At 54.1% G+C, this 21,848-nt stretch carries 28 protein-coding genes; 25 read left to right on the top strand and 3 right to left on the bottom strand.

Features of this window, described 5'->3' with window-relative positions:
* The first annotated feature begins 26 nt into the window (after positions 1-26).
* Genes DWV16_RS00400 through DWV16_RS00380 form a run of 5 tightly spaced genes read left to right on the top strand, consistent with a single transcriptional unit; the run spans position 27 to position 5,198 of the window.
* Entirely contained in the window at positions 27-1,472 is a 1,446-nt protein-coding gene (locus DWV16_RS00400) for an NAD(P)/FAD-dependent oxidoreductase (RefSeq protein WP_118477527.1), read from the top strand.
* Positions 1,465-2,721 carry an NAD(P)/FAD-dependent oxidoreductase gene (locus tag DWV16_RS00395; RefSeq protein WP_118477526.1) on the top strand — a complete coding sequence of 419 codons (1,257 nt, stop codon included), beginning with the start codon at positions 1,465-1,467 and terminating at the stop codon, positions 2,719-2,721. Before DWV16_RS00400 ends, DWV16_RS00395 begins: the two co-directional genes overlap by 8 nt.
* Positions 2,718-3,116, top strand: coding sequence for a DUF1667 domain-containing protein (locus tag DWV16_RS00390; RefSeq protein WP_118477525.1), 399 nt, complete (start codon positions 2,718-2,720; stop codon positions 3,114-3,116). The genes DWV16_RS00395 and DWV16_RS00390 overlap by 4 nt, the downstream gene beginning before the upstream one ends.
* Positions 3,076-4,569: a glycerol kinase GlpK gene (gene glpK / locus DWV16_RS00385; RefSeq protein ID WP_199719748.1), complete on the top strand. Its 1,494-nt coding sequence runs from the start codon at positions 3,076-3,078 to the stop codon at positions 4,567-4,569. The genes DWV16_RS00390 and glpK overlap by 41 nt, the downstream gene beginning before the upstream one ends.
* A 56-nt stretch (positions 4,570-4,625) precedes the next feature.
* A complete protein-coding gene (locus tag DWV16_RS00380; protein ID WP_118477524.1) occupies positions 4,626-5,198 on the top strand; it encodes a polysaccharide deacetylase family protein in 573 nt (190 codons plus the stop codon).
* Positions 5,199-5,553: 355 nt separating this feature from the next.
* Here DWV16_RS00380 and DWV16_RS00375 read toward each other — a convergent pair whose 3' ends face one another.
* Positions 5,554-5,913, bottom strand: coding sequence for a hypothetical protein (locus tag DWV16_RS00375; RefSeq protein WP_118477523.1), 360 nt, complete (start codon positions 5,911-5,913; stop codon positions 5,554-5,556).
* Between the two features lie 12 nt (positions 5,914-5,925).
* Positions 5,926-6,729, bottom strand: coding sequence for a M23 family metallopeptidase (locus tag DWV16_RS00370; RefSeq protein ID WP_118477522.1), 804 nt, complete (start codon positions 6,727-6,729; stop codon positions 5,926-5,928).
* Positions 6,730-6,906: 177 nt separating this feature from the next.
* Here DWV16_RS00370 and DWV16_RS00365 point away from each other — a divergent pair, with 177 nt between their 5' ends.
* The 16 genes from DWV16_RS00365 (at position 6,907) to DWV16_RS00300 (ending at position 19,347) form a co-directional block, all read left to right on the top strand.
* Positions 6,907-7,098: a hypothetical protein gene (locus DWV16_RS00365; protein ID WP_118477521.1), complete on the top strand. Its 192-nt coding sequence runs from the start codon at positions 6,907-6,909 to the stop codon at positions 7,096-7,098.
* Positions 7,095-7,331, top strand: coding sequence for a DUF4314 domain-containing protein (locus DWV16_RS19460; protein ID WP_243007245.1), 237 nt, complete (start codon positions 7,095-7,097; stop codon positions 7,329-7,331). The genes DWV16_RS00365 and DWV16_RS19460 overlap by 4 nt, the downstream gene beginning before the upstream one ends.
* Positions 7,328-7,750 carry a hypothetical protein gene (locus tag DWV16_RS19455; RefSeq protein WP_243007244.1) on the top strand — a complete coding sequence of 141 codons (423 nt, stop codon included), beginning with the start codon at positions 7,328-7,330 and terminating at the stop codon, positions 7,748-7,750. The genes DWV16_RS19460 and DWV16_RS19455 overlap by 4 nt, the downstream gene beginning before the upstream one ends.
* An 88-nt stretch (positions 7,751-7,838) precedes the next feature.
* Complete coding sequence (locus DWV16_RS00355) at positions 7,839-9,080, top strand: hypothetical protein (protein WP_243007243.1); 1,242 nt, start codon at positions 7,839-7,841, stop codon at positions 9,078-9,080.
* A gap of 29 nt (positions 9,081-9,109) precedes the next feature.
* A complete protein-coding gene (locus DWV16_RS00350; protein ID WP_118477520.1) occupies positions 9,110-9,613 on the top strand; it encodes a hypothetical protein in 504 nt (167 codons plus the stop codon).
* 35 nt (positions 9,614-9,648) lie between these two features.
* On the top strand, positions 9,649-9,909 hold the full coding sequence (locus DWV16_RS00345) for a hypothetical protein (protein WP_118477519.1): 261 nt from the start codon (positions 9,649-9,651) through the stop codon (positions 9,907-9,909).
* A gap of 113 nt (positions 9,910-10,022) precedes the next feature.
* Complete coding sequence (locus DWV16_RS00340; RefSeq protein ID WP_147349406.1) at positions 10,023-10,325, top strand: hypothetical protein; 303 nt, start codon at positions 10,023-10,025, stop codon at positions 10,323-10,325.
* Positions 10,326-11,291, top strand: coding sequence for a DNA adenine methylase (locus DWV16_RS00335; protein ID WP_118477517.1), 966 nt, complete (start codon positions 10,326-10,328; stop codon positions 11,289-11,291). It abuts the gene before it with no gap.
* Positions 11,292-11,306: 15 nt separating this feature from the next.
* Positions 11,307-11,807, top strand: coding sequence for a hypothetical protein (locus DWV16_RS00330; RefSeq protein ID WP_118477516.1), 501 nt, complete (start codon positions 11,307-11,309; stop codon positions 11,805-11,807).
* A 61-nt stretch (positions 11,808-11,868) separates the two neighbouring features.
* Positions 11,869-12,948, top strand: coding sequence for a hypothetical protein (locus DWV16_RS00325; RefSeq protein WP_118477515.1), 1,080 nt, complete (start codon positions 11,869-11,871; stop codon positions 12,946-12,948).
* Positions 12,945-13,709, top strand: a complete 765-nt coding sequence (locus DWV16_RS00320) for a class D sortase (RefSeq protein ID WP_118477514.1) — start codon at positions 12,945-12,947, stop codon at positions 13,707-13,709. Before DWV16_RS00325 ends, DWV16_RS00320 begins: the two co-directional genes overlap by 4 nt.
* Before the next feature lie 81 nt (positions 13,710-13,790).
* The gene (locus DWV16_RS00315; protein ID WP_118477513.1) at positions 13,791-14,585 is read left to right on the top strand and encodes a CAP domain-containing protein; all 795 of its coding nucleotides are present in this window, start codon (positions 13,791-13,793) and stop codon (positions 14,583-14,585) included.
* Positions 14,586-14,660: 75 nt separating this feature from the next.
* A complete protein-coding gene (locus DWV16_RS18950) occupies positions 14,661-14,825 on the top strand; it encodes a hypothetical protein (protein ID WP_158572740.1) in 165 nt (54 codons plus the stop codon).
* Positions 14,798-18,628: a collagen binding domain-containing protein gene (locus tag DWV16_RS00310; protein ID WP_158572739.1), complete on the top strand. Its 3,831-nt coding sequence runs from the start codon at positions 14,798-14,800 to the stop codon at positions 18,626-18,628. Before DWV16_RS18950 ends, DWV16_RS00310 begins: the two co-directional genes overlap by 28 nt.
* 75 nt (positions 18,629-18,703) lie before the next feature.
* On the top strand, positions 18,704-19,009 hold the full coding sequence (locus DWV16_RS00305) for a type II toxin-antitoxin system RelB/DinJ family antitoxin (protein WP_118477511.1): 306 nt from the start codon (positions 18,704-18,706) through the stop codon (positions 19,007-19,009).
* The gene (locus DWV16_RS00300; protein ID WP_370218546.1) at positions 19,006-19,347 is read left to right on the top strand and encodes a type II toxin-antitoxin system RelE/ParE family toxin; all 342 of its coding nucleotides are present in this window, start codon (positions 19,006-19,008) and stop codon (positions 19,345-19,347) included. Before DWV16_RS00305 ends, DWV16_RS00300 begins: the two co-directional genes overlap by 4 nt.
* Positions 19,348-19,480: 133 nt before the next feature.
* On the opposite strand, the gene DWV16_RS00295 is transcribed toward DWV16_RS00300, so the two are convergent.
* Positions 19,481-19,723, bottom strand: a complete 243-nt coding sequence (locus DWV16_RS00295) for a type II toxin-antitoxin system prevent-host-death family antitoxin (protein WP_118477510.1) — start codon at positions 19,721-19,723, stop codon at positions 19,481-19,483.
* Positions 19,724-19,810: 87 nt separating this feature from the next.
* Here DWV16_RS00295 and DWV16_RS18945 point away from each other — a divergent pair, with 87 nt between their 5' ends.
* From DWV16_RS18945 to DWV16_RS00280, 4 genes are read left to right on the top strand one after another with little or no spacing between them, the layout of a single operon-like run.
* On the top strand, positions 19,811-20,428 hold the full coding sequence (locus tag DWV16_RS18945) for a hypothetical protein (RefSeq protein ID WP_158572738.1): 618 nt from the start codon (positions 19,811-19,813) through the stop codon (positions 20,426-20,428).
* The gene (locus DWV16_RS18940) at positions 20,355-20,882 is read left to right on the top strand and encodes a YodL domain-containing protein (protein ID WP_158572737.1); all 528 of its coding nucleotides are present in this window, start codon (positions 20,355-20,357) and stop codon (positions 20,880-20,882) included. The genes DWV16_RS18945 and DWV16_RS18940 overlap by 74 nt, the downstream gene beginning before the upstream one ends.
* Before the next feature lie 3 nt (positions 20,883-20,885).
* Positions 20,886-21,272, top strand: coding sequence for a SpoVG family protein (locus tag DWV16_RS00285; protein WP_118477508.1), 387 nt, complete (start codon positions 20,886-20,888; stop codon positions 21,270-21,272).
* 17 nt (positions 21,273-21,289) lie between these two features.
* Entirely contained in the window at positions 21,290-21,622 is a 333-nt protein-coding gene (locus DWV16_RS00280; protein ID WP_370218543.1) for a DUF3852 domain-containing protein, read from the top strand.
* Positions 21,623-21,848: the final 226 nt, after the last annotated feature.

Genomic DNA, 21,848 nt, shown 5'->3' with positions numbered 1-21,848 from the left:
ATAACACAAATCGGGGGGCAGAACACATGTTTGATGTGGCAATTGTAGGATGCGGGATCGTAGGGGCAGCGGCCGCGTATGAACTCTCGCGCTACCGGTTGCGTGTGATTATTATCGAAAAAGAAAACGATGTTGCTGTGGGGACCACCAGGGCCAACAGTGCAATCCTTCACGCTGGGTACGACCCGGAACCGGGGACGATGATGGCGAAGCTGAATGTGGAGGGAGTCCGGCTGGCCAAAGAGCTATGTAGGAAGCTGGATGTTCCCTATCGCCAGTGCGGTTCGCTGGTGCTGGCTTTTACCCCGCGGGAATTGGCCCTTTTAAAAACGCTTTATCACCGGGGGAAGGAAAACGGAGTACAGGAGCTGGAACTGCTGACCAAGGAGCAGACCCTGCGGATGGAACCTAGCTTAACCCCCGGGACATTGGGGGCTTTATATGCTCCGGGTGCCGCGATCGTGAACCCCTGGGAATACTGTCTGGCATTGGCGGAAACCGCCGTGCGCAATGGAGCGGAACTGCGGCTGAACAGCCCTGTGATTGGAATCGAACGGCTACCGGGAGGATTCCAGCTGTCCCTTCCCACAAAGAAAGTCCAGGCCCGCTACATCCTGAATGCCGCAGGAATCCATGCGGATAAGATCCACAACATGGTGGCAAGTCCATCTTTTCAGATCCTTCCCGTCAGGGGGGAATATTACCTGTTGGACAAAAGCGCTGGGAACCTGGTAGAACATGTGATCTTTCAGTGCCCGACCAGAATGGGGAAGGGCACATTGGTTGCGCCCACTGTACACGGCAATTTAATCGTGGGGCCGAATAACGAGCCGGTTGCGGACGGTTCCGATACATCCACTACACGGGACGGTTTAGAACAGGTGGCGGAGATGGCCTGCAAATCGGTCCCTTCGCTGGATTTGAAAGAATCCATCCGGAACTTTTCCGGTGTTCGAGCCGTCAGTGACCAGGAGGATTTTATTATTAGACGAGCCGAGGACTGCGCGGGGTTTATCGACCTGGCCGGGATCAAATCCCCGGGTCTTTCCGCCGCACCTGCGATTGCCCGGATGGCAGCGGCGCTGTTGGAGGAGGCCGGATTAACACTGACGGAAAAAACAGATTTTATCGATACGCGCAGACGGGTTCGCTTCCGGGAATTATCCCTAGAAGAAAAGGAAGCCCTGATCCGGAAAGATTCCGCCTATGGCCAGGTGATCTGCCGTTGCGAAACCATCACGGAAGGGGAAATCCTGGATGCGTTGCGCGGTCCGATACCACCGCAGTCGGTGGATGGAATAAAACGACGCTGCGGGTCGGGCATGGGCAGATGCCAAGGAGGTTTTTGCACTCCGAAAGTGATGGAACTGCTTTGCCGGGCAGAAGGCAAGGACCCGCTGACGCTTTTACAAGATACGGCTGGAAGCTGTCTTTTGGCAAAAGAAACAAAGGGAGGCGCGGCCGATGTATGAACTGATTGTAGTGGGGGGTGGGCCGGCAGGCCTCGCAGCCGCTTATGCTGCCTGGGAAAGCGGATTGCAGCGGATTCTGATTGTGGACAGGGATCAGGCGCTGGGCGGAATCCTGAACCAGTGTATTCATAGCGGGTTCGGCCTTCACCGTTTTGGGAGTGAATTGACCGGCCCGGAGTATGCGGGGCGGTATATCCGCATGCTGCAGCATACCGACGTAGAAGTGGCGCTGGAAACAATGGTGCTGGAAGTAACCGCTGACAGGCAGGTCCATATGGTCAGCCGGAAAGAAGGATACCGGGTGTTGGAAGCCGCGTCGGTGATACTGGCCATGGGATGCCGGGAACGTACCCGGGGCGCCATCGCCATCCCGGGAACACGGCCGGCCGGCGTGCTGACCGCCGGAACCGCACAGCGGTTTGTCAATTTAGATGGATACCTGCCCGGACGAAGGGTTGTGATTTTGGGTTCGGGGGACATCGGCCTGATTATGGCGAGGCGGATGACTTTGGAGGGGGCAAAGGTGCTTTGCTGTGTGGAGATCATGCCATACAGCAGCGGACTGAACCGGAACATTGTCCAGTGCTTAAGAGACTATGACATCCCCCTTTATCTTTCGCACACCATTACGGAAATCCGCGGGAGAAATCGGGTGGAACAGGTGGTTCTGGCAAAGGTGGACGAACGACGGATGCCGATTCCTGGGACAGAGCGTGTCTTAGACTGTGACACATTGCTATTGTCGGTGGGACTTATTCCCGAAAATGAATTGACCCGCAAGGCAGGGATTAAGATGGATCGGCGTACAGGCGGCGCAATAGTCTATGAAAATATGGAGACCTCGTTGCCGGGGATTTTTGCATGCGGAAATGTTGTGCATGTACATGACCTTGTGGATTTTGTTTCAGCCGAGAGCGAACGGGCTGGTAAGGCGGCGGCATCCTATGTGCTTCATAAAGAGGAGCCACAGAGTCAGGTGCTGGAACTGATAGCGGGGGAAGGGATTTTCTATACGGTCCCACAGAAAATCCACCTGGATAAGGTCGGGCAGACGATAGAAATATTTTTCCGGGTTACCCGTCCCTGCAATAGTAGCCGGATCAGGGTCACGTCAAATGGGACGCTCTTGTCTGTCTTTAAGCGGGAACATTTGGCGCCAGGTGAAATGGAGCATATCCGGTTGCCGCGCGAGCTGTTTGAGAAAGCCACAGGTTCGCTGGAACTTTCAATTGAGGAGGTGATAGGATGACGGAACTGGTCTGCATTGTTTGTCCCAAGGGATGCCATCTTTTTGTGGATGAACAGAAAGATTTTGCAGTCACCGGACAGAGTTGTCCCCGCGGGGAGGCTTATGGCAGGGAAGAACTTATCAGTCCGATCCGCACGGTGACCTCCACCGTGCGGATCGAAGGGGCACTGTGTCGGCGCTGTTCGGTCAAGACCGACCGTGCCATTCCAAAGAGCTTGGTTTTTGAAGCGGTCAGGCAGTTGGATGGCGTTTTGCTTCATGCCCCTATCCGAGAGGGGCAAACAGTGATTGCGCAGGTATGCGGCACGGACGTATGTTTTGTATGCACAAGGGATATGGAAAGAGAGGATACTTATGAATCGGTATATTCTGGCCTTGGATCAAGGGACTACTAGTTCGCGCGCCATTTTGTTTGATCAGGAACAGAATATTGCAGGGTTAGTTCAGAAGGAATTTACCCAATATTATCCACAGGCGGGGTGGGTTGAACACGATCCGATGGAGATTTATTCCTCCCAGTATGCGGTAATGATGGAAGTCATCGCCCAAAGCGGGGTGGATATTCATGCGATTGCGGCGATCGGAATTACCAACCAGCGAGAGACTACCATCCTATGGGACAAAGATACTGGCCGTCCAATCTACAATGCAATTGTTTGGCAGTGCAGACGTACAGCCCCCATTGTGGATCAACTGGTGAAACAGGGCCTTGGGGAGTATATTAAAAAGGCCACGGGTCTGATTCCAGATGCCTATTTTTCGGCGACAAAGATCAAATGGATACTGGATCATGTTGTGGGGATAAAGGAACGCGCGCGGCAGGGAAAAATCCTTTTTGGCACGGTAGATAGCTGGCTTGTCTGGAAGCTAACTAATGGAAAGGTGCATGCAACCGATTATACCAATGCCTCCCGCACGATGCTTTTTAACATCCATACGCTGGACTGGGATCAAAACCTTTTGGATGCCTTGGAAATCCCCCGCCAGATGTTGCCGCAGGTGCATAACTCCAGCGAAATATACGGACATGTCATGGTGCAGGGGAGACAGATCCCGATAGCTGGCATTGCCGGAGATCAACAGGCAGCTCTGTTTGGTCAGTGTTGCTTTTCAAACGGAGAAGCAAAAAATACCTATGGAACCGGCTGTTTTCTGCTAATGAATACCGGAGAGACGCCTATTGAAAGCAAAAACGGTCTGGTGACGACGATCGCGGTTGGATTGAATGGCAAGGTACAATATGCGTTGGAAGGTAGCGTGTTTGTAGGCGGGGCGGTCATTCAGTGGCTACGCGATGAGTTGCGTTTCCTGAGCGAAGCAAAGGATGCGCAGTACTATGCGCAGAAGGTGGAAGATACGGGCGGCGTTTATTTGGTACCTGCTTTTACAGGCCTTGGAGCCCCTTATTGGGATATGTACGCACGTGGTTGTATTATTGGAATCACCCGTGGCACGCGCAGAGAGCATATTATCCGGGCGGCGCAGGAATCAATCGCATACCAAGTGTACGACCTGATCCGTGCTATGGAATGCGATACGGGAAATAATCTAGCTGAGCTTAAAGTGGATGGCGGCGCCAGCAGAGACCAGTTTTTAATGGGCTTTCAGGCGGACATTTTGGGCTGCAACGTCCGCCGTCCTATGATACGGGAAACCACGGCCTTGGGTGCCGCGTATCTGGCTGGCTTGGCAACAGGAGTTTGGAAAGATGTGCAAGAGCTCAAAAAGCTGTGGAACTGCGACTCGGTTTTTGAACCCAAACAGACGGCTTCCGACCGGGAGCATCTGCTTGCCGGTTGGCATCGGGCAGTGAAAAGAAGTATGGGGTGGAGCCAAGCGGAAGATTGACAATCCGGCCGTCTGAATGGGGGTATCCGCGCATATAGATACCATGAGGTGATCGTATGTACAGGGTATATTCGCGAAGGGCAGTCCTTTTGGCGGCGGGGTGCATTCTGCTGGGAGTTCTGCTGCTGCTCGGTGTGGCGGGCCGTGCGATGCATACCTCCGCCGCGAAACGGGAACTGCCGGTTTATTCAGTGGATACCACAGAAAAAGTCGCGGCGCTCGGGATCAACTGTGCCTGGGACGATAGCGGCATCGACAAGCTGATCGGGTTACTTGGCGAACGCAAAATCAAAGCGACATTTTTCCTGGTGGGCGACTGGTGCAAAAAATATCCGGAAGTAGCCCAAAAACTGTCCGCGGCCGGGCATGAGTTTGGAAGCCATTCCAATACCCATCCCGATATGACGAAGCTTGGCCGGGAGGAGATCGTAAAGGAGCTTGACGATTCAAAACGGATCATTGAGGAAACGACTGGGCAGAAGCTGCATCTCTTCCGGGCTCCGTCCGGTGCATATAACGATATGGTGATCTCGACTGCGCGTTCTCTTGGCTGGGAGGTTATGCAATGGTCAAATTACTCCATAGAGTTTGAGTACTCAAAAATCGCAGTGATAATAGCCACAGATTAAAGCCATGACTTTTCGAGTTTGCTATAAATAGGGTAGAAGAGAATTGATCTCAACTACCCTATTTATATTTACTCAATATTTCTTAGAGGATTAGCTCTCATTGCCGACGTATACATTTCGAAGGCATCTTTAGGGTTTAATCCAAACATAAAAAGGAAATCCGTCAGTAAAATTATAAAATCAGATTTAAAATCGTCTTTTATTCGCCGCCCAAAATATCGAGCGGGTGTTTGTAAGGTGCTTTTACAGCAATAAGGAACATCGTATTTTTTTACATATGTCGCATAAGGTTCGCTATATCGATTCGTAAAAAATGGGGAAGACCAGAACAAAATCTGGTCTTCCCTATATCTATTTATTTATCAGCACCCAGAGCGTTTGCTTTAACTTTATCATTTTCAAACGTCTTTTGCATTTCTTTTAACGCCTCATTGACAAGCTCGTCAAACTGCTCCAAAGTAAACCATTTCTTAGTTTCTGGATATTGAGCACAGAACTTGTCATAAACTTTAGCTAATTTAAATTTCCCGGTTTCACTGCCAAGATCTGCTCCAGCTTCACGCACCCACTCAAGCAGACGATTTTTAATCTCAGCTTTCTTTTTTTCTGTGGGTAGGGCGATAAACTCCCAAATACGTTGAGCAGCTAAAATAATAACACAAATAAATGCAACAAGCATTGTCCAATTTTCCACTACAAATTTAATATATTCCATAAGAACCTCCTATTATTGAATTTTCACCATATCAACGTCAGCACTGGTTGAATAACCGTCGTTCAATCGCCTTACAGTCTGTCGATCCGGGGTCGAGGTTTTCACATGCAGCACTTCAGCAGGGTTGATCGTAGAATCACTCCCGGCTTTCAGGATATTGCTATTGCCAGATAGAGTAGGAGTCCAGCAGGCATATTGCTCCCTTACGTCGGTATCGACCTCAATATGAAGGTGCACACCAGTGCTGTAGCGCCCTGTATTGCCCATAACACCTAAAACGGTATCCTTATCCACTTTTTGCCCGGAACGTACTTTGAGGCTTGCCAGGTGATTGTAGCGCACAGTTACATCAAAGACTTTTCCTGTTTTGTGATTAAACACCTTTTCATACTTAATTACAATTACATTTCCAAGGATGTTATCACATCCACAAGACAAAACAGTACCATTTCCGCTTGCATAGATTGTAGGCTGTCCAATTAGATCTAGTCCATAATGTTTAAAACCAAATTCACATTTGCAAATCATAGACCAAATATCCCAAAAAAGTTTTCTGAAAAAATCATTCTGATTAATTAAAATGAGAATCAGGTAAAAATAGATTTCATTATTAATCTCATCAAATTTGGACGAAACGCTTTTCTCAAACATCTCTAACAAACTTTCTCTTGGGATAGTAAAAAAGTTGAGTGCGTGCATAAAATCCGTATAACCATATTCAACAATTTGTTTTAAACTAACTGGATATATTGGGATTTGATTTATTACAACAGATTCACCCGATAAGAGTTTTAATTCCAAATCAAGTGGTAGCATCACATCAACTCCGCACTCTTATATATCTCACTACAATGCCGACATAATCCCGATTAGTCTCTGAAACGATATCTTCCATCCCAAGAAATTCAAGCTTTCCAATCCAATAGGGAGCTGGACGATTGGGAAACCGATGGTGTGGAATATAGCTATATCTTTGATCTGGTGGGGAAATGGATGTATTTCCCCATAGGGGAAGCCGAGAATGGGCTGCGCGCTCTGAAGGACGATCTGGAGTCCGATACGATCCACTTCGCAGAGCCGCCCTTGGGCTTGGACGATCTCACGGACTTGCTGGGTGACGAGGAGGATCTCCAAGAAAACGAGGATGACCAGAATGAGAAAATTGAATTGGGGGGTGTGAGATGAATATCTCAAAGGAAAGGCTGACGTTTCTGCGGGAGCAGTATCCCGTTGGGACCCGCATCAAACTGCGGGAGATAAAAGACCCATACCACCCGGTGGAGCCAGGAACGATGGGGACCCTACAGGCCATAGACAATGCGGGGACCTTTCACTGCCGGTGGGACAATGGGCGCACATTGGGGCTGGTGGTCGGAGAGGACGCTTCACCGTCCTGCCTTCGGAACCCACCACTATGAAGCTGTATATGCCCCTCACCGCCGAGCTTTACAGCAGAAACGAATGGGGCGATTGGGAGGACGAACCCACCGAACTGGACGGCAGGGATCTGCTGCCCTACGAAAACGAAATCCTTGCGTCCCTGGTGAAATATCGTACCCCGGAAGAAACAGAACGGGGCCTCATGCATTGGTATGGTGAAAACAACAGTGTGGATGATAAAGTGAAATCCACTGTCTTTACCGTCGAATCAAGAAACCGACAACTTTTGGGGGGCGGAATGCCGCGTAGTTGGAACCCTCTCCCCAAGGAGTTGGATATTCTGAAAGAGTATATCATCGGACAGGCGGCAGACGGCTGGGGAGAGAATTTCGAGCAGCGTGAGATTCATATCAATGAGGGGGAACTGTATGTCCACCTGTGGAACAGCGAAAACTGAGAGATCAAGACCGAGGCGGAGCTGTTCTCGACGGAGCAGGATAACTCGATGAGGCTGCAGATGACCTGAAAAAAGGAGGAGGAAGGCATTGAACAGAGAAAAGGAATTTGAAGTGGAGATCAGCAACGGCGGGTCAAGAGGATATGAAACGGCCATCGTGCTTGAGCTGCCCGCAAGCTGGGCGGAGTTTCATGACGCACAGGAAAAGGCCCGGATCAGGGATGGCCGCTCCTGTGAAATCTATCTGCTGGATATTCGAAGAAAGAAAATTTCCCAAGCGGATATTGGAGAACCCCACAATCTGTATGAACTCAATCTCTTCGCCCAGCGCCTTTCCATGCTGGCAACAGATCAGGAGGGCGGCTTTGAGGCATTGCTGCAAATGGAACACAGTAACCGTCCCAGTCCCATCCCACTACAGAGGCTCATCAATCTCACCTTCAACACCAGCACCTGCCATATAGCGCCCCATGTCCACAGCGCAAAGGACTTGGGCGCCCTTTTATATGAGGAAGAAATGTTGTCGGATGCGGCAGCCGCCCTGCTGGACGAAGCAGAGGCAGGCAGCGGGTTTCAGCAACGGCTGCTGGAGCTGCTGGGGGAACGCCATCTGGAGAAGAACGGCGGCGTGTTCACATCATACGGCTACGCCGAACCGGACGGCAGCGAATGGGAGGAGGTGTATGTCCCCGGTCAAATGGCATATTTCACCCGTTCCGGCATGCCGGTGGTATTGGAGGTGCGAAAGGGGTTTTTCAATACCCCGGCCTATGACAATCATCTGGCCGCCGTTCTTGACCTGCCGGCTAATGAATCCGCCATCAGTAAGGCAATCGAAGAGGTGGATGGCGCAGATCTGGATGAATGCGCTTTTACCTGTACCGACTGCCTGATTCCCGCCGCAAGGGAATGGATCAACGACGCCATTGAGAGCGGTGATTTTGAATCAGCAAACAATTTTGCGTATCAGCTGGAACAAAAAGAAAGGGTGTGGGGAACGGAGGAGTTTACACGCTACAAGGCGCTGCTGCAGGCCAGTGGGTGCGGCTGCCTGCAGGATGCGGTAAAACTGCTGGAGGAAACAGAACAATACGAACTGCTCCCCGACGCCGCGCAGCCCTGGGACTATGCAAGGATCGCCCTGCAGGAGAAAAACCCGGATCTGCCTGCCATACTCTTTGACACAGGGCAGGGCTATCAGGCTGGGATAGAGCTGCTGAAGCGCGATCATGCCTCCCTGACCGATTATGGAGCGATCCGCAGGAAAGACCGTGAATCGTTGCCGTGCTTTGGAAAGGAACAGCAGGTAGAAGGATTGCAGCTTGGTTAAGATAGATTTAATGATTGGGGGAAAAGAAATTGCCAAATCACATTACAAACCGACTGACCATCCGAGCGGAAGGAGAACAGCTGGAGAAAATCCTTAACGCCACCCAAAGCGATTCCATCGGACGCGGCAGCATTGACTTCAATAAACTGATCCCCATGCCGGAATCCCTGAATATTGAAATCGGAAGTAAAACCGACAGGGCCATATCTGTTTATCTTACCGCCTTGAATCCACATAGCCCGAATATGGGCTGTGAAAAGATGGAGTACCATCAGCTGCTTGAACTGCGGGATCGGATTAATGGCAGTGACACATTTTACAAATTCCAGTGTGAGATGAGCCCAGAGGAATTATCTAAGGTTACCCAATATTGCCCACTCGATGAAATGCTGGCGCTGAGCAAGACAGCGGTGGACAATTTATTCAATACGGCAGCATCGACTGGTATCAGTGGTGCAACAAAAACTGGGGGACGAAATGGAATGCCTACGGATATGACTATATCGGTATCCCCTCTCGGGATAATGTCCTGACCTATCTCACCGTATGGGATGGGGTGCCTGAACTGATGGCTGCACTCTCCAGCCGTTTCCCCGACGTCGAATTCCAATATGAATACGCGGATGAGGATGTAGGTGCTAACGTGGGAAGGGTAGATTTCCTCGGAGGGGAAACCATCTATGAAGATATCCCGGGCACGCATTCCAAGGAGGCATATGAAATGGCGTTCGATATCATGAACTGCACAGCGGATTCCTATGACCTGGTCTTCAATGAAGAAACACAAAACTATGAATATCAGGAGGAGATGGGTATGAACATGGAATAAGGCAGGCTATATCAAATATAGAATAACACAGGGGCCGTTTTCCCGAAAGGGGGATGCGGCCCCTTCTTTTTTGTGCCCTTTTTCGGGAAAACACCCCGGAACAGGAGGAAAAGATGAACGAAGAAAAGCTGCTGCAGTATCTCAAACAGTTCTGCAAGGGCAAAGCGCACACCAAAAGAAGCGAGGGAATTGAGAGTGCGGTCGGGATCAGCGGCAAGGAGCTGCGCAAGTTGGTCAACCGGATGCGGCGCAGGGGCGTCCCCATCGGGAGCAGCCGGGACGGGTATTTTTATGCGGTCACTGCGGGTGAGGTGTATAGTACCATTGTCCAGCTGCGGGTGATGGCAAACGGGCTGGAGGCCGCCATCGCCGGTCTGGAAGGGTCGCTGGACGCCTTTGGACAGGGGGAGCTGTAAATGGCCCGCCCCTTCTTCCCCTGGGTGGGGAGCAAAGAGAAGCTCATCCCCTGCATCCGCCGGATCATGCCGGAGAAGTTGAGCCAATATGTGGAACCCTTCGGCGGCAGTGGGGCGGTGCTGCTGAGTATGAAGCCCCGCCCGGGCCGTCTGGACATCTACAACGATTCCAATGTGGAGCTGGTCAACCTGTTCTGCTGCGTCAAGGAGCGGAGCAACGCCCTGCTGCGGGAATTACAGTTCTTTCCCCTCCATTCCAGGGAGGAGTTCGAGTGGTACAAAAGCTTTCTGGAACACAGGGCGGTGTTCTTCGAAAATATCGAGGCGGAGCTGGCGGTGCTGGAGGACCGGGACTGCTTCACAGAAGAACAGGCGGCGGCCCTCGCCCCCATCCTGCGGGAGAGGGCGCAGCTCTATGACGCCTGCCGGGCGGCGGCTTATTTCAAGCGGGTGTGGGGCAGCTTCAGCGGCACCACCAATTCCTTCGGCATCAAGCCCCTGAAGTTGAAGGACGCGATGGAACGGCTGGCGGAGGCAGCAAAACGGCTGGAGGATGCAGTCATTGAAAACAAGGACGCGGTGAAGCTGATTCTGGACAGGGACCGCCCGGATGGGCTGATTTACTGCGACCCGCCCTACTATGACGCGGAGCAATATTACGACGCTGCGTTTTCCGCAGAGGACCATGTCCGGCTGCACGATGCCATCAGGGAATGCAAGGGCTATGTCATCGTCTCCTACAACGACTGTGAGGAGATCCGCAGGCTTTACAGCGACTTTTACCAGCTGTCCTTCACCCGTCAGAACACTATGGCTCAACAGGCCGGAGCGGTCTATGAAGAACTGCTCATGACCAACTACGACCCAAGGCCCTTTGCGTGGCAGGTGACCTTGTTCGACAGCCCGCTGGAATTTGGCGGGATGCGTCTGACCCATATCCCCGAAAAGCCATTGAAGATTATTTAAAGGAGTGTTTTTACAATGAAATTTCTGAGACAAGCGACTGCCAAGGGGTTGCGTATCCTGCCCGCCGAACTAAAGACTGCCGGGTTCCCCGAGAACGCCGAAGCGGAAACCCATGTGCTTGATGATGTTATTGTGGTCCTCAAGCGCCGGATGACTGGGATGGAGCTGATCCGCGCCGCAAGGCGGCTCCATGAGTTGTCGGTGGAGCTGAACGTCCAGCTGGCGAAAACCTGCGGCTTCTGCCATGACTGCGCGCAGGTGTGCCCCTTTGAAGAACTGGAGGAGGAAATCGGTCTGCCCGACTTTTTGCGGGAGGAGGCCGGCATCGATGAGGGTGCCAAGCTCTGCGCCTATGTGAACGAGGAGGAGAACAGCGTCACCATCGTCCAGGCGGACCACCAGTACGACCTGCGGGATGTGCCCCCGGAGGTACTGGACATGTTCCTGGACACAGGACTCTGCCTGGGGGAACTGGACGAGCTGCTCATCAAGGGGGATATCGTCTATGAGGGATGATCTTACCCCCTGCAAAAAAACACTTGCCCCTGCGTTCACTTTGAAAGGAGGAATTTTACAAATGAGAAGGATCAGGATGCTTTTGCTGGCCTGTCTGCTGGTTTTGTCCATGAGCGTCACAGCGTTTGCAGAGCAGCCGCCGCAGACGGTCATCGGCGCGGATGAGAATGGGACCAGCATCACCATCACCGACATCACCCCCAGGGAGGACGAGGAGAATGAGCAGGAAACAGAGCAGAAAACAAACTACAGGGTGGGGAGCTTCTACCCTATCGAAATCCAGACCGCCGAAGATGGCGGAACCCGCCTGCTGGTTAAGACCTTCCTTGTGCCGCAGGGTACAGACCCCGCGGCGCTCATCGAGGAGGGGCTGACCCGCCGGGGGATCAAATATCAGGTGTCGGACATCCTGTGCCGGGAGCTGGCCGGGGAATCCGAAAGCAAAACGGTAACAGAAACCGTCTCCATGCCCTCTGAAACGGATGACGAGGAAGAACTGCTGGCGCTGTTCACCGCCTCCATCCCCTACAGCCAGGACGGGTTTGCGGGGACGCTGACCCTGGAACCGGAGTCCATCAAGGCCAAGGCGACCGATACCGAGGGGTATGCGTACACCCTCAAGGATGTGCGGGAGTTTTCCGGGCTGGACCGCAACGACCCCTATTACATCCCCAAGACTTCACAGAAGAACGGCGTCACCCTGCAGCTGGCGGACGTCCAGTGGACGCCTATGGCAAGCGCCGCCGAGAACAGCGAGGTCCCGTCCCTCTTTTCCGCCACCGCCACCTATACCGGCACCGGCTGGGGCAGCAAAGCCAGCGCATATCTTGCAGCTGCTTCCTACAGCGGCGAGGTGACCAAGACCGAGTCCGGCGACCAAATGATCAGCATCGTATATGAGGAAATCCCAGCAGAGGCGGGGAATTTCGATATGAACAGAATCCTGCTGCCGATCCTGGGAATTTTGCTGGGAACAGGGCTGCTGGCTGGCGGCTGGTTTGGCGTCAGATGGATCTTGCAAAAGAGAAAAGAGAGCGTCCGGGAACCGGTCCGAAATGACCCCTACGCGGGCCGCCCGCCGATGGACACCCCAGATCTGCTCTATGAGATGGACCGGGGATTGGAGGAGGATGACCGATGAAACAGAAGCTTAAGGATCTTTGGAACAGCAGCGGCAGATGGTTTCTCATTGGGTTGCCCATTGCGGCGGTTGTCATCGCCGCAGCAGCATGGCATGCCCACCAGACCTTCCGGCCTCTTCCCCAGACCATCGCCCAGCCGCCTGTGGAGCAGGAGGTGACCTTTGATATGGAGGTCAACCGGGCATATACCTCGGAGGATGGGATTGTGGTGATCCAGCCCTCCGGCAAGGAGGAGCAGACCGCCGCCCAGAATGCGCTGAAGCTTTTGGAACAGGCTGCTGCTGCCGACCCCGAACAGGTATGGACGGAGAGTATCCCCCTCTCGGCGGAGGACTACACCCTGCCCAGCGAAACCGCGCTGGCGGACGGCTCCATCGGGACGCTGTCCATCCCGAAAATCTCCCTCACCGCCCCGGTGTATGAGACGGAGGACGGCGGTGAATTGGAGGGAATGACCCGTGGAGTGGCTCACTTCGCCATCACATCCGCCTGGGACGGGAACATCGGACTCAGCAGCCACAATGTGGTCCCGGAAGGAGCAATCGCCTATTTCGGCCAGCTTCATCTGCTGAAGGAGGGCGACCGGATCACCTACAAAACTGCCCTCGGGGAACGCAGCTATACCGTTTCCGAGGTCAAAGAGATCCCACAGGACAACTGGGACTACCTGATGCGCACCGAGGATAACCGGATTACCCTCATCACCTGCATCACCGGCAAACCCAATCTGCGCCTGATGGTGCAGGCGGTCGAAGTTTGACCCCTCTTTCTTGTTGGGTTTGATGAATAGCTTTCCCTTGCTTTTGCTGGTATCCTTTGTGGCAAAAGGAGGTTATCCACCATGAAAAAATTTCTAAGAGCAATGCTCATTGCCGCCACGCTGCTGGTCTGCGCCGTCACCGCCTATGCGTCATCCTCTGAGCTGGAGGGATATCAGGTCGCTGTCAATGACTGGGATACCCCCGCCGTCTTCGCGGGAGGAAAAGACTGGCCCATCACCACCTGGTACCTCTACGCAGAGGATGGTTCTGTGCTGGGGAGCATCCCCAACCGGACAGTGATGGAGCTTGTAAAACAGCATCCCACCGGCAGCATCCAGTGGGAAACCTGGCTGGCGGAAGCCTTCAATGAGTACCGGCAAATAAACGGCACTGTGCGGACAGGTGAGGGTAGCATTGTCCAAGAAACAGAGCCGGTGAAACCGCAGCCGCCCAAACTGGGGCCGCCAGAGGAGAAAGAGCCGGTCATCGAGGCCGCACCCCCGGCAGCAGAGCCGGAACAACCTGACGCCGAAGCCCTCGCGTTGGAGGTTATCCGCCGCACCAATGCAGAGAGGGAAAAGAATGGTCTCGGCCCGCTGATTACAGATGAAGCTCTCATGGAGCTGGCAATGATCCGCGCAGAGGAGGTGTCCTACAAATACAGCCATGAGCGCCCAGACGGGTCGAGAGTGGTCCATCTGGGCTGCGGCGAAAACGTAGGAGCAAAGGCCACGCCGGAAAAACAGGTGTCCTCCTGGATGAGTTCCGAAGGACACCGGGAAAACATCCTGCTCGATTGGTACTCCTCCATCGGAGTGGGATACTATCAGGCTGATGACGGCAGCACCTACTGGGTGCAGGTCTTCGCCCCATAAAAGAAAAACAGCCACATAGACCAAAGAGCCGCTCTGCTTTGCAGAGCGGCTTGATTTTTTGAAAGGGAATGTGATATGCGAAACAAGACGAATCGAATACTTTGCATGATCCTCACCGTTGTCATGCTGCTGGGCGTTATCCCGGTACAGGCGTTGGCGGCGGCCGTCGATACCGGCGGCATGCTTGCCCCCAGCAGGTTTCGGACAGCGGGGTGGAAACACCTCCTGACCCGGGGTTGACGGAGGAGCCTGGCCCCACACCCGATCCCTCCACCGGGCCGGACGCCGCTCCTCCCACCGAGGAACCGCCAGTGGAGGACGCAGACCCCGGCACAGAGCCGCCGCAGGAGGTGGAAGGAAATCCAGAAGAATCCCCCGCCGATCTCACCATCGGAGAGTCGGATGAGAAAACGCCCCCGGAGGAACCCCCCGAGGGCGACGCACCGGTCCACTGGCTCCAGCAGTACCAGCAGGCAGCACTGGAAGCCTCCCAGAAGCCCCAGCCCCGGATTAGGGCCGCGGCAAAAGCTGCTTCCACATCCCCGACCTATTCCATGATCACATGGACGGCTGGCTCGGAAAACGGCATCCAATTTGCCAACGGCGCGTGGCTGGGCAGCCCCATGCCGAAGATTTACCTGGACGGGGAGATCGCGTTCTGCGGCGAATGGAACGGCGAAGTCCCTACCGGCAGCTATACCCAGTCGGGCGAGGGGAACGATCCTGTTATCAAGCAGATCCTCGCCAACTACGACAAGTCGGGAAAGAGCAACGCCGACTACGCGGCGGCCCAGGCTGCCATCTGGGCCCATCTCATGGGTACGACAGTTGTCAGCTGGGGGGACTGCCCCGGCGCGGGCTCTGCGGACAAGATCTTTAACGGCAAAGCGGACGCCAGCAGCCTCAAATACAACTATATCTCCTGGACGGGCGGTACCCAGGACCTCATCACCTACAATACAGAGGAAAAGCCTGATCTTCCGGAAAAGCCTCCCACCGAGGAAGAATACCCTTCGGACAAATACCGCATCGAGGTAACGACCGACACCCAGACCGAAACCGAGGTCCGAAACCGCAAGACCTACGAATACAGCGACGCCATCGGGCAGATCACCATCCGCAAGCATGACCAGGATGAAAAGAGCCTGGATGGGGCGCTGTTTGACATCGATGTGGCCTTTTCGGACGGCTCCCACACCACGGTGGAGAACTGGGAGGTGGATAACGGCGCCCGCCTCTTTACCTGGACCCATCCCAAGGACAACCATGACCCGGCGACCGTGACGGTCACCGAGGTGCGCGCTCCCCACGGCTATGAGATGGACCCCACCCCGCAGACGGCGGTGGTGGCCCCCACCTACACCCGCGTCACCCATGTGGAGACCTGGACAGTGACCATTGTCACCGAGACCACCAGCTCCACCGTCATCGAGATTGACAGCGGCGATGTGGTAGCCGAATCGGAATCCTCCTCCAGCGCAGAAACCGAGAGCGACCCACAGGTGGAGGAATTTGCCGACTTTATTGAGGGCGACCGGGAAACCACCATGACCTTTGTGAATACGGCCATGCCCTGTTCGCTGACGATTTATAAATATGAGACTGGGAAGAAAGCGGTGGCGCTGCAGGGGGCGTCCTTCCGCATCCGCTATGCCGATCCCCATGTTTCCGCCCAGGTCTGGACCCAGACCACCGACCGAAACGGCGAGATCCGCATCTCGCTTCCATACGAGGGCGCGCTGATCATCGAGGAGCTGTCCGCCCCGGATGGGTATGTCATGGGCGAAAAAACCACCTATGATGTGACGGTTGCCAAGGGAGAACACAAGGTGGTCGATATCCCCAATGACAAAAAGTCCACCCTCACCATCGAGAAGGTAGACAGCATGACCCTGCAGCCGCTGGATGGCGTTGTGTTCGAGGTTTCCATCAAGAATGGGAAATCCCTCGGACAGTTCACCACCAGCGCGGGAGGGAAAATTACCGTTGAGCCGCTGGAGCCGGGTGAAATCTATCTGGTCAAGGAGATCCGAACCTTACCCGGCTACTTTCTGGATGACACTGTTCATGAGATCAAATTGGATGAAAACGAGAACCCTGTCCTCAAGCTGAAAAATATCCCAGAACACCCAATTTTAATTGAGAAAAGGGACTCCATTACCGGCGATCCCATCCCGGACACCACCTTCCTTGTCACCCACTCGGACGGTCGGCTGGTGGGCGAATTCACCACCGGGGAAAACGGCATGGCGACGGTCACGGGGAATGACGTCGTTCCCGGCTGGTATCTCATCAAGGAGGTACGTGCAAATCCCGCCTATATCGCCAGCGGTGAAACCAAACTCATCGAGCTGAAGTATGAGGCGCCCGCTGTTGTGGAGTTCCTCAACAAGCCCCGCACGGGGCTGCAGATCCGTAAGGTGGACAGCGTCACCGGCGAACCCATCCCCGATGTGGGCTTCTACATCGAGGAGATCGACGGCCGCGCCATTGGCACCTTTTATACCGACGATGCGGGCGTCATCAACCTGCCGGATCAGGAGGAAATCTGGGTGCGGGTGACCGAGATCAAGCCAGTGGACGGCTACAAGCCCGACCCCACTCCAAAGACCATGAAACTGGAATCCGGCAAGCTGAACGTTATGGAATGGCACAACCAGCCCTGGCCCACCCTCAAGATTGTGAAGCTGGACGCGGAAACCAAGCAGCCGCTGGAGGGCGTCAAGATCCGCGTCTATGATAAATTCCACCGGGAAGTAGGGACCTACAGCACCAATAGGCTGGGCGAGATCCTGCTTTCCGGCATCGATGGCGGAGAGACCCTCTATCTGCAGGAGGTGGAGACCCTGCCGGGGTACCAGCTGGATGAAACCGTCCATGAGGTGACGCTCCAGTGGGGCAAGATCAGCACGGTGGAGCTGCTCAACAAGCCGCTCTCCACCCTGCGGCTCACCAAAATCGACAGCGAAACCAGGAAACCCATCTATGGCGCGGTGTTCAACCTCTATGACGCCAAAAACAATCTGCTGGGGGAATTTACCACCGACCAGAACGGCGTGATTGAGTTCCCGCGGGAGCTGGCAGAGGGAAAATACAAGCTCAAAGAGGTAAAGTGCGACGGCTATGTGGTGGACCCCACCATCCGAACCATCGAGGTAAAGTCTGGGGAAACCACCGAGCTGACCATCGAAAACCAGCCTATGCGCGGACAGATCCAGATCGTCAAGAAAGCCGCAGCGGACAACCCCATCACCAAGGACAAGGCGGGGGCGCTGCTGGAAGGGGCGGAGTTTACCATCTACAACGACAAGCTGGAGGTGGTGGATACCATCACCACCGATTCCAGAGGCGTTGCCACCAGCAGGCCTCTGCCGCTGGCGACCTACGCCATTAAAGAGACCGCCAGCCCGGAATACTACCTGCGGGATGAAAAGGTATTCTATGCGACCCTGAAAATCCACAACGATCTGGTCCGGTTCGAGGTACAGAACCAGCCCGCCGATGTGAATGTGACGGTGGAAAAGCGCGGCAACATGGAAGTGTTGGCTGGGGACGTCATGTCCTATTCGTTCTCCCAAATCAAAAACCATTCCAACGTGGCGCTGAAGGAGTTTTACTGGCGGGATATGCTCCCCGATGAAGTGCGGCTGGGCAAGATCGTCACCGGCACTTGGTCGGAGCGGCTCACCTACTCGATAGAGTACAAGACTAACCGCAAAAACAGCTGGCGCACACTGGAGGACGGCCTATCCAGCAAGGTGAGCTACACCCTGGATTGCGGCAGGGAGAATCTGAAGCTGGCGGCGGACGAGTATGTCACCGAGTTCCGCTTCAATTTTGGGACCGTGCAGCCGGGCTTCTGTGAGGAAACGGGCCCCACCATCTTTGTGACCACCCTTGCCAATCTCAAGGATGGCTATCGCATTGTCAACCGCACCGACGCGGGCGGCAGGATCGGCGGGGAATGGGTGATTGGAAAGGACAGCTGGATCACGGTGGTCTGGAACAAGGACCGGGGGAATCTGCCTAAGACAGGGGTTTAAGTTGATAAATTTCCAAATATGTATTGCTAATGTGCGGACAAATGGATATAATAAAGATAGAAAGGGGCGATGAACATGGCGAGAACAGCCAATCTTTATGCACGCATTGAGCCTGAAGTAAAGGAACAGGCGGAAAGCATCCTGTCCGCACTTGGCATCCCAGTGTCCAACGCGATCAATATGTTCTATAAGCAAATTATTTTGCAGCGTGGGATTCCCTTTGAGGTGAAGCTCCCAGCAGCTTCTCTGCTGGATCTGAGCAAACTGGGTGAAGAACAACTCCACGAGGAATTGGAAAAGGGTTATGCAGATATCGCTGCTGGCCGAACCAGACCTGCACGCGCGGCCTTTGATGAAATTCGGAGGGACTGCGGGCTATGATGCGCTATGCGGTAGAGATCTCGGAACAGGCTGTACGGGATCTGCAAGGTGTGTTTGCGTACATCGCATATGAGCTGAAATCGTTGCAGAATGCCTCCGGGCAGCTTTCAAGGCTGGAAAAGGGCATCCTCTCTCTGGAGCAACTGCCGGAGCGGTTTCGCAGATATGGGAAAGAGCCTTGGTACAGCCGAGGGCTGCGCATGATGCCAGTGGACAATTTTGTTGTCTTTTATCTCCCAGATCATGACCGGCAGGTTGTGAGCATCGTTCGGGTGATGTACGGCGGGCGCAACATCGAAGCCGAACTGAATCGGTACAGCCCAGAGGAAGAAAAATAAACAAAACCCAATCAGAAAGCGGCCTCTCAGCAGGCCGCTTTTTGTTATGCATAAAGCAGCGGCGGGAAAAATCCCGCCGCTGCCTGTTGTATCCTATATTCATAACCGTAAAGCATTGTTTCCAGAAAGGCGGCTACTCAGCAAGCTCCTGAAATGCCTCCAGGTTTTCCGCAATGAGTGTATCCGCGGTTTTGCCGATGAGGGAGCGGCGGTACTCCTGAAAGCTGTCATATTCCGAAAAATCCACCACAGCATAGCGCGGTTTGTTGTTCTTGAGGATCACTGCCGCGCCCTGTTCGTCAACCAGCCGTGCGACCTTGGAAAAATTCTGGTTCGCCTCGGTCATAGCGACCAAAGCGTTGGTATTGATCATCATGGTTATCACCTCAAGAATAGTATACTCAAAATATAGGATAAATACAACCTATAAAATTATCTTATTTTAGGCAGAGGAGGAGTGGATATGCCAACCATTCAAAACATCCTCCATATCCAGGGCGGCGGTGCGAAAGCCGCAGCCCTTTTGGATTTCATCGCAGACCGGAGGTATGGCCGGGGGTCCATCGACTTTGGCCGGATCACCCCCATGCCGCCCTGGGTCTACCGACAGCCCACCAATCAGGAGCTGCTGCGGCAGTATGGCGAGGAGAACTGCTCCCGCGGCTGGTGTCAGCAAAACTGGGGCACCTCGCAAAACGCCCTGCGCCCAGAGCGATGGACCAAGCGGTACGACGGCGGAGAAACCATCCGCTTCGACACCGAGGACAGCGATGTGCGGGAGCTGGTCCGCAAGCTCTCGCTGGTGTTTAAAGACCTGTATCTCGATTACCTCTGGGCCAGCGAGGATGTGGGGAGCAATGTGGGGGCGGTCCAGTATAAAGACGGGGCTGCCCTCATCGAGTTCATCCCAACCCCGGCGACCAGGGCGGCGATTGAGAAATCGCTGGACATCCTGGGGGCGAGGGCCGCGGACTATGGACTCGTCTATAACCCGGCCAAAAACAACTATGAATACAAAGGAGGAGATCGCCATAGAGAAGAAGCTGATCTATCAAGGCAGCATCCCCATCGGCTATTTTGAGGGGAGGTCGGCTGTGCTGGACAGCGACTTCATGGGCTGCAGCGCCGGCAAGGAGCTGACCCTTGCCGGCGTCGCCATCCGCTGGTTGGATGGGATTGCGGACACCCTCAAAAATGAGCTGGAGGGACAGAGGAAGAAAGGCGGCAGGGTCTGCGTTTACCAGCTGATGTCCGGCGCCCCGCCGGAGCGGAAGTTCATCCCCTACCGGCAGCTGGAGGAGCGGTACGGCGGGGCGGACCGGCTGGATTACCACCTCATCTTTGACGGGATGGTGGAATACGACAGCCTGGGCGACCTCTATGAGCTGTTCAGTGTCGGGACACTGCCCAAGGGATATATTGGACGGCCACTGTCCATATCAGATGTGATTGAACTTTGCAAAGAGGATGGCTCCGCCCTCTACTATGTGGACGCAGAGGAATACATCAAAATACGTTGGAAGGAGCATCGATAGGCTATGAAAAAGAACGAGACAAAGACGATTATAAAAACCGAAAATAACAGTGTGATTTTGCCGGTCACCATGCGCGTCCACTCTCTTGGGGATGGCGGGACAAAGCTGGCAAACCTTTCTGTCAATCTGGGCGGTGCGTTTGTGGTGCGGGGACTGAGGCTGATGGAGGGTAAAAACGGCCCGTTCCTCAATTTCCCCAGCTACAAGGGGCGGGATGGGTACACCGATATCTGTTTCCCTCTCTCCGCCGAGCTGCGCCAGCAGATGACCGACCAGGCGGTGGAGACGTACCGGCAGGCCCTTGCCCAACACCAGAGCCAGCAGATGGAAACGGGGATGGAGGAACCCCAGTACGAACAGGAGCCTGTGATTGGGATGCAGATGGGTTAAAAATGGAGGGAATGAAGATGAAAAAGAAGATTGTTTCGTTGCTCTGCACCGTGGGAATGATGGCTTCCCTTGCCATTCCCGCGCTGGCCGCCCCCACTGGGGATGTGTCGGGCGTCATCGAGCAGACCTGGACCAGCGCCGCCACCCAGATCAAGACGGTGGTCAATTCGGTGGTCTTTCCGGCGCTGGATATGATCCTGGCGGTGCTGCTGTTTGTCAAGCTCGCCAGCGCATATCTGGATTACCGCAAGCACGGCCAGATGGAATGGGCGCCGGTGGCGATCCTGTTCGCAGGGCTTATTTTCTCTCTAACGGCGCCCCAATATATTTGGAACATCCTGGGGATATGATGTCTGAGAAAGGCAAAAGAATGCCCCCTGTTAGATGGGGCAGGGCTTTGAATAGGAGGCAAAGAAGATATTGAACTGGTATATGAGGTTGACTATAGTCAACCAGCAAGGCGGCCAGAGCGCAATGGCAATGTACCCGGATGATCCATACAGCATTTTGGAGAATCTGGATGCATGCCAAATTCCCTATGGGAGCGGGAACTACAGGCATTTAGCGGTGAGTCCC

Source organism: Anaerotruncus sp. AF02-27 (genome assembly GCF_003465835.1).
Lineage (GTDB): Bacteria > Bacillota > Clostridia > Oscillospirales > Ruminococcaceae > Anaerotruncus > Anaerotruncus rubiinfantis.
Note: the sequence above shows the minus strand (reverse complement) of the source record. Positions and strands in the feature narration are given on the sequence as shown.

Bases quoted from the DNA above. Each gene is read 5' to 3' on its own strand.
- DWV16_RS00390 (WP_118477525.1), top strand. From the start codon at position 2,718: ATGACGGAACTGGTCTGCATTGTTTGTCCCAAGGGATGCCATCTTTTT.
- DWV16_RS00380 (WP_118477524.1), top strand. From the start codon at position 4,626: ATGTACAGGGTATATTCGCGAAGGGCAGTCCTTTTGGCGGCGGGGTGC.
- DWV16_RS19460 (WP_243007245.1), top strand. From the start codon at position 7,095: ATGAATATCTCAAAGGAAAGGCTGACGTTTCTGCGGGAGCAGTATCCC.
- DWV16_RS00365 (WP_118477521.1), top strand. From the start codon at position 6,907: ATGTATTTCCCCATAGGGGAAGCCGAGAATGGGCTGCGCGCTCTGAAG.
- DWV16_RS00395 (WP_118477526.1), top strand. From the start codon at position 1,465: ATGTATGAACTGATTGTAGTGGGGGGTGGGCCGGCAGGCCTCGCAGCC.
- DWV16_RS00320 (WP_118477514.1), top strand. From the start codon at position 12,945: ATGAAACAGAAGCTTAAGGATCTTTGGAACAGCAGCGGCAGATGGTTT.
- DWV16_RS00335 (WP_118477517.1), top strand. From the start codon at position 10,326: ATGGCCCGCCCCTTCTTCCCCTGGGTGGGGAGCAAAGAGAAGCTCATC.
- DWV16_RS00305 (WP_118477511.1), top strand. From the start codon at position 18,704: ATGGCGAGAACAGCCAATCTTTATGCACGCATTGAGCCTGAAGTAAAG.
- DWV16_RS00315 (WP_118477513.1), top strand. From the start codon at position 13,791: ATGAAAAAATTTCTAAGAGCAATGCTCATTGCCGCCACGCTGCTGGTC.
- DWV16_RS00300 (WP_370218546.1), top strand. From the start codon at position 19,006: ATGATGCGCTATGCGGTAGAGATCTCGGAACAGGCTGTACGGGATCTG.
- DWV16_RS00400 (WP_118477527.1), top strand. From the start codon at position 27: ATGTTTGATGTGGCAATTGTAGGATGCGGGATCGTAGGGGCAGCGGCC.
- DWV16_RS00340 (WP_147349406.1), top strand. From the start codon at position 10,023: ATGAACGAAGAAAAGCTGCTGCAGTATCTCAAACAGTTCTGCAAGGGC.
- DWV16_RS18945 (WP_158572738.1), top strand. From the start codon at position 19,811: ATGCCAACCATTCAAAACATCCTCCATATCCAGGGCGGCGGTGCGAAA.
- DWV16_RS00375 (WP_118477523.1), bottom strand. From the start codon at position 5,913: ATGGAATATATTAAATTTGTAGTGGAAAATTGGACAATGCTTGTTGCA.
- DWV16_RS00285 (WP_118477508.1), top strand. From the start codon at position 20,886: ATGAAAAAGAACGAGACAAAGACGATTATAAAAACCGAAAATAACAGT.
- DWV16_RS00295 (WP_118477510.1), bottom strand. From the start codon at position 19,723: ATGATGATCAATACCAACGCTTTGGTCGCTATGACCGAGGCGAACCAG.
- DWV16_RS00330 (WP_118477516.1), top strand. From the start codon at position 11,307: ATGAAATTTCTGAGACAAGCGACTGCCAAGGGGTTGCGTATCCTGCCC.
- DWV16_RS18950 (WP_158572740.1), top strand. From the start codon at position 14,661: ATGCGAAACAAGACGAATCGAATACTTTGCATGATCCTCACCGTTGTC.
- DWV16_RS00325 (WP_118477515.1), top strand. From the start codon at position 11,869: ATGAGAAGGATCAGGATGCTTTTGCTGGCCTGTCTGCTGGTTTTGTCC.
- DWV16_RS00345 (WP_118477519.1), top strand. From the start codon at position 9,649: ATGGCTGCACTCTCCAGCCGTTTCCCCGACGTCGAATTCCAATATGAA.
- DWV16_RS18940 (WP_158572737.1), top strand. From the start codon at position 20,355: ATGAATACAAAGGAGGAGATCGCCATAGAGAAGAAGCTGATCTATCAA.
- glpK (WP_199719748.1), top strand. From the start codon at position 3,076: ATGAATCGGTATATTCTGGCCTTGGATCAAGGGACTACTAGTTCGCGC.
- DWV16_RS00370 (WP_118477522.1), bottom strand. From the start codon at position 6,729: ATGCTACCACTTGATTTGGAATTAAAACTCTTATCGGGTGAATCTGTT.
- DWV16_RS19455 (WP_243007244.1), top strand. From the start codon at position 7,328: ATGAAGCTGTATATGCCCCTCACCGCCGAGCTTTACAGCAGAAACGAA.
- DWV16_RS00280 (WP_370218543.1), top strand. From the start codon at position 21,290: ATGAAAAAGAAGATTGTTTCGTTGCTCTGCACCGTGGGAATGATGGCT.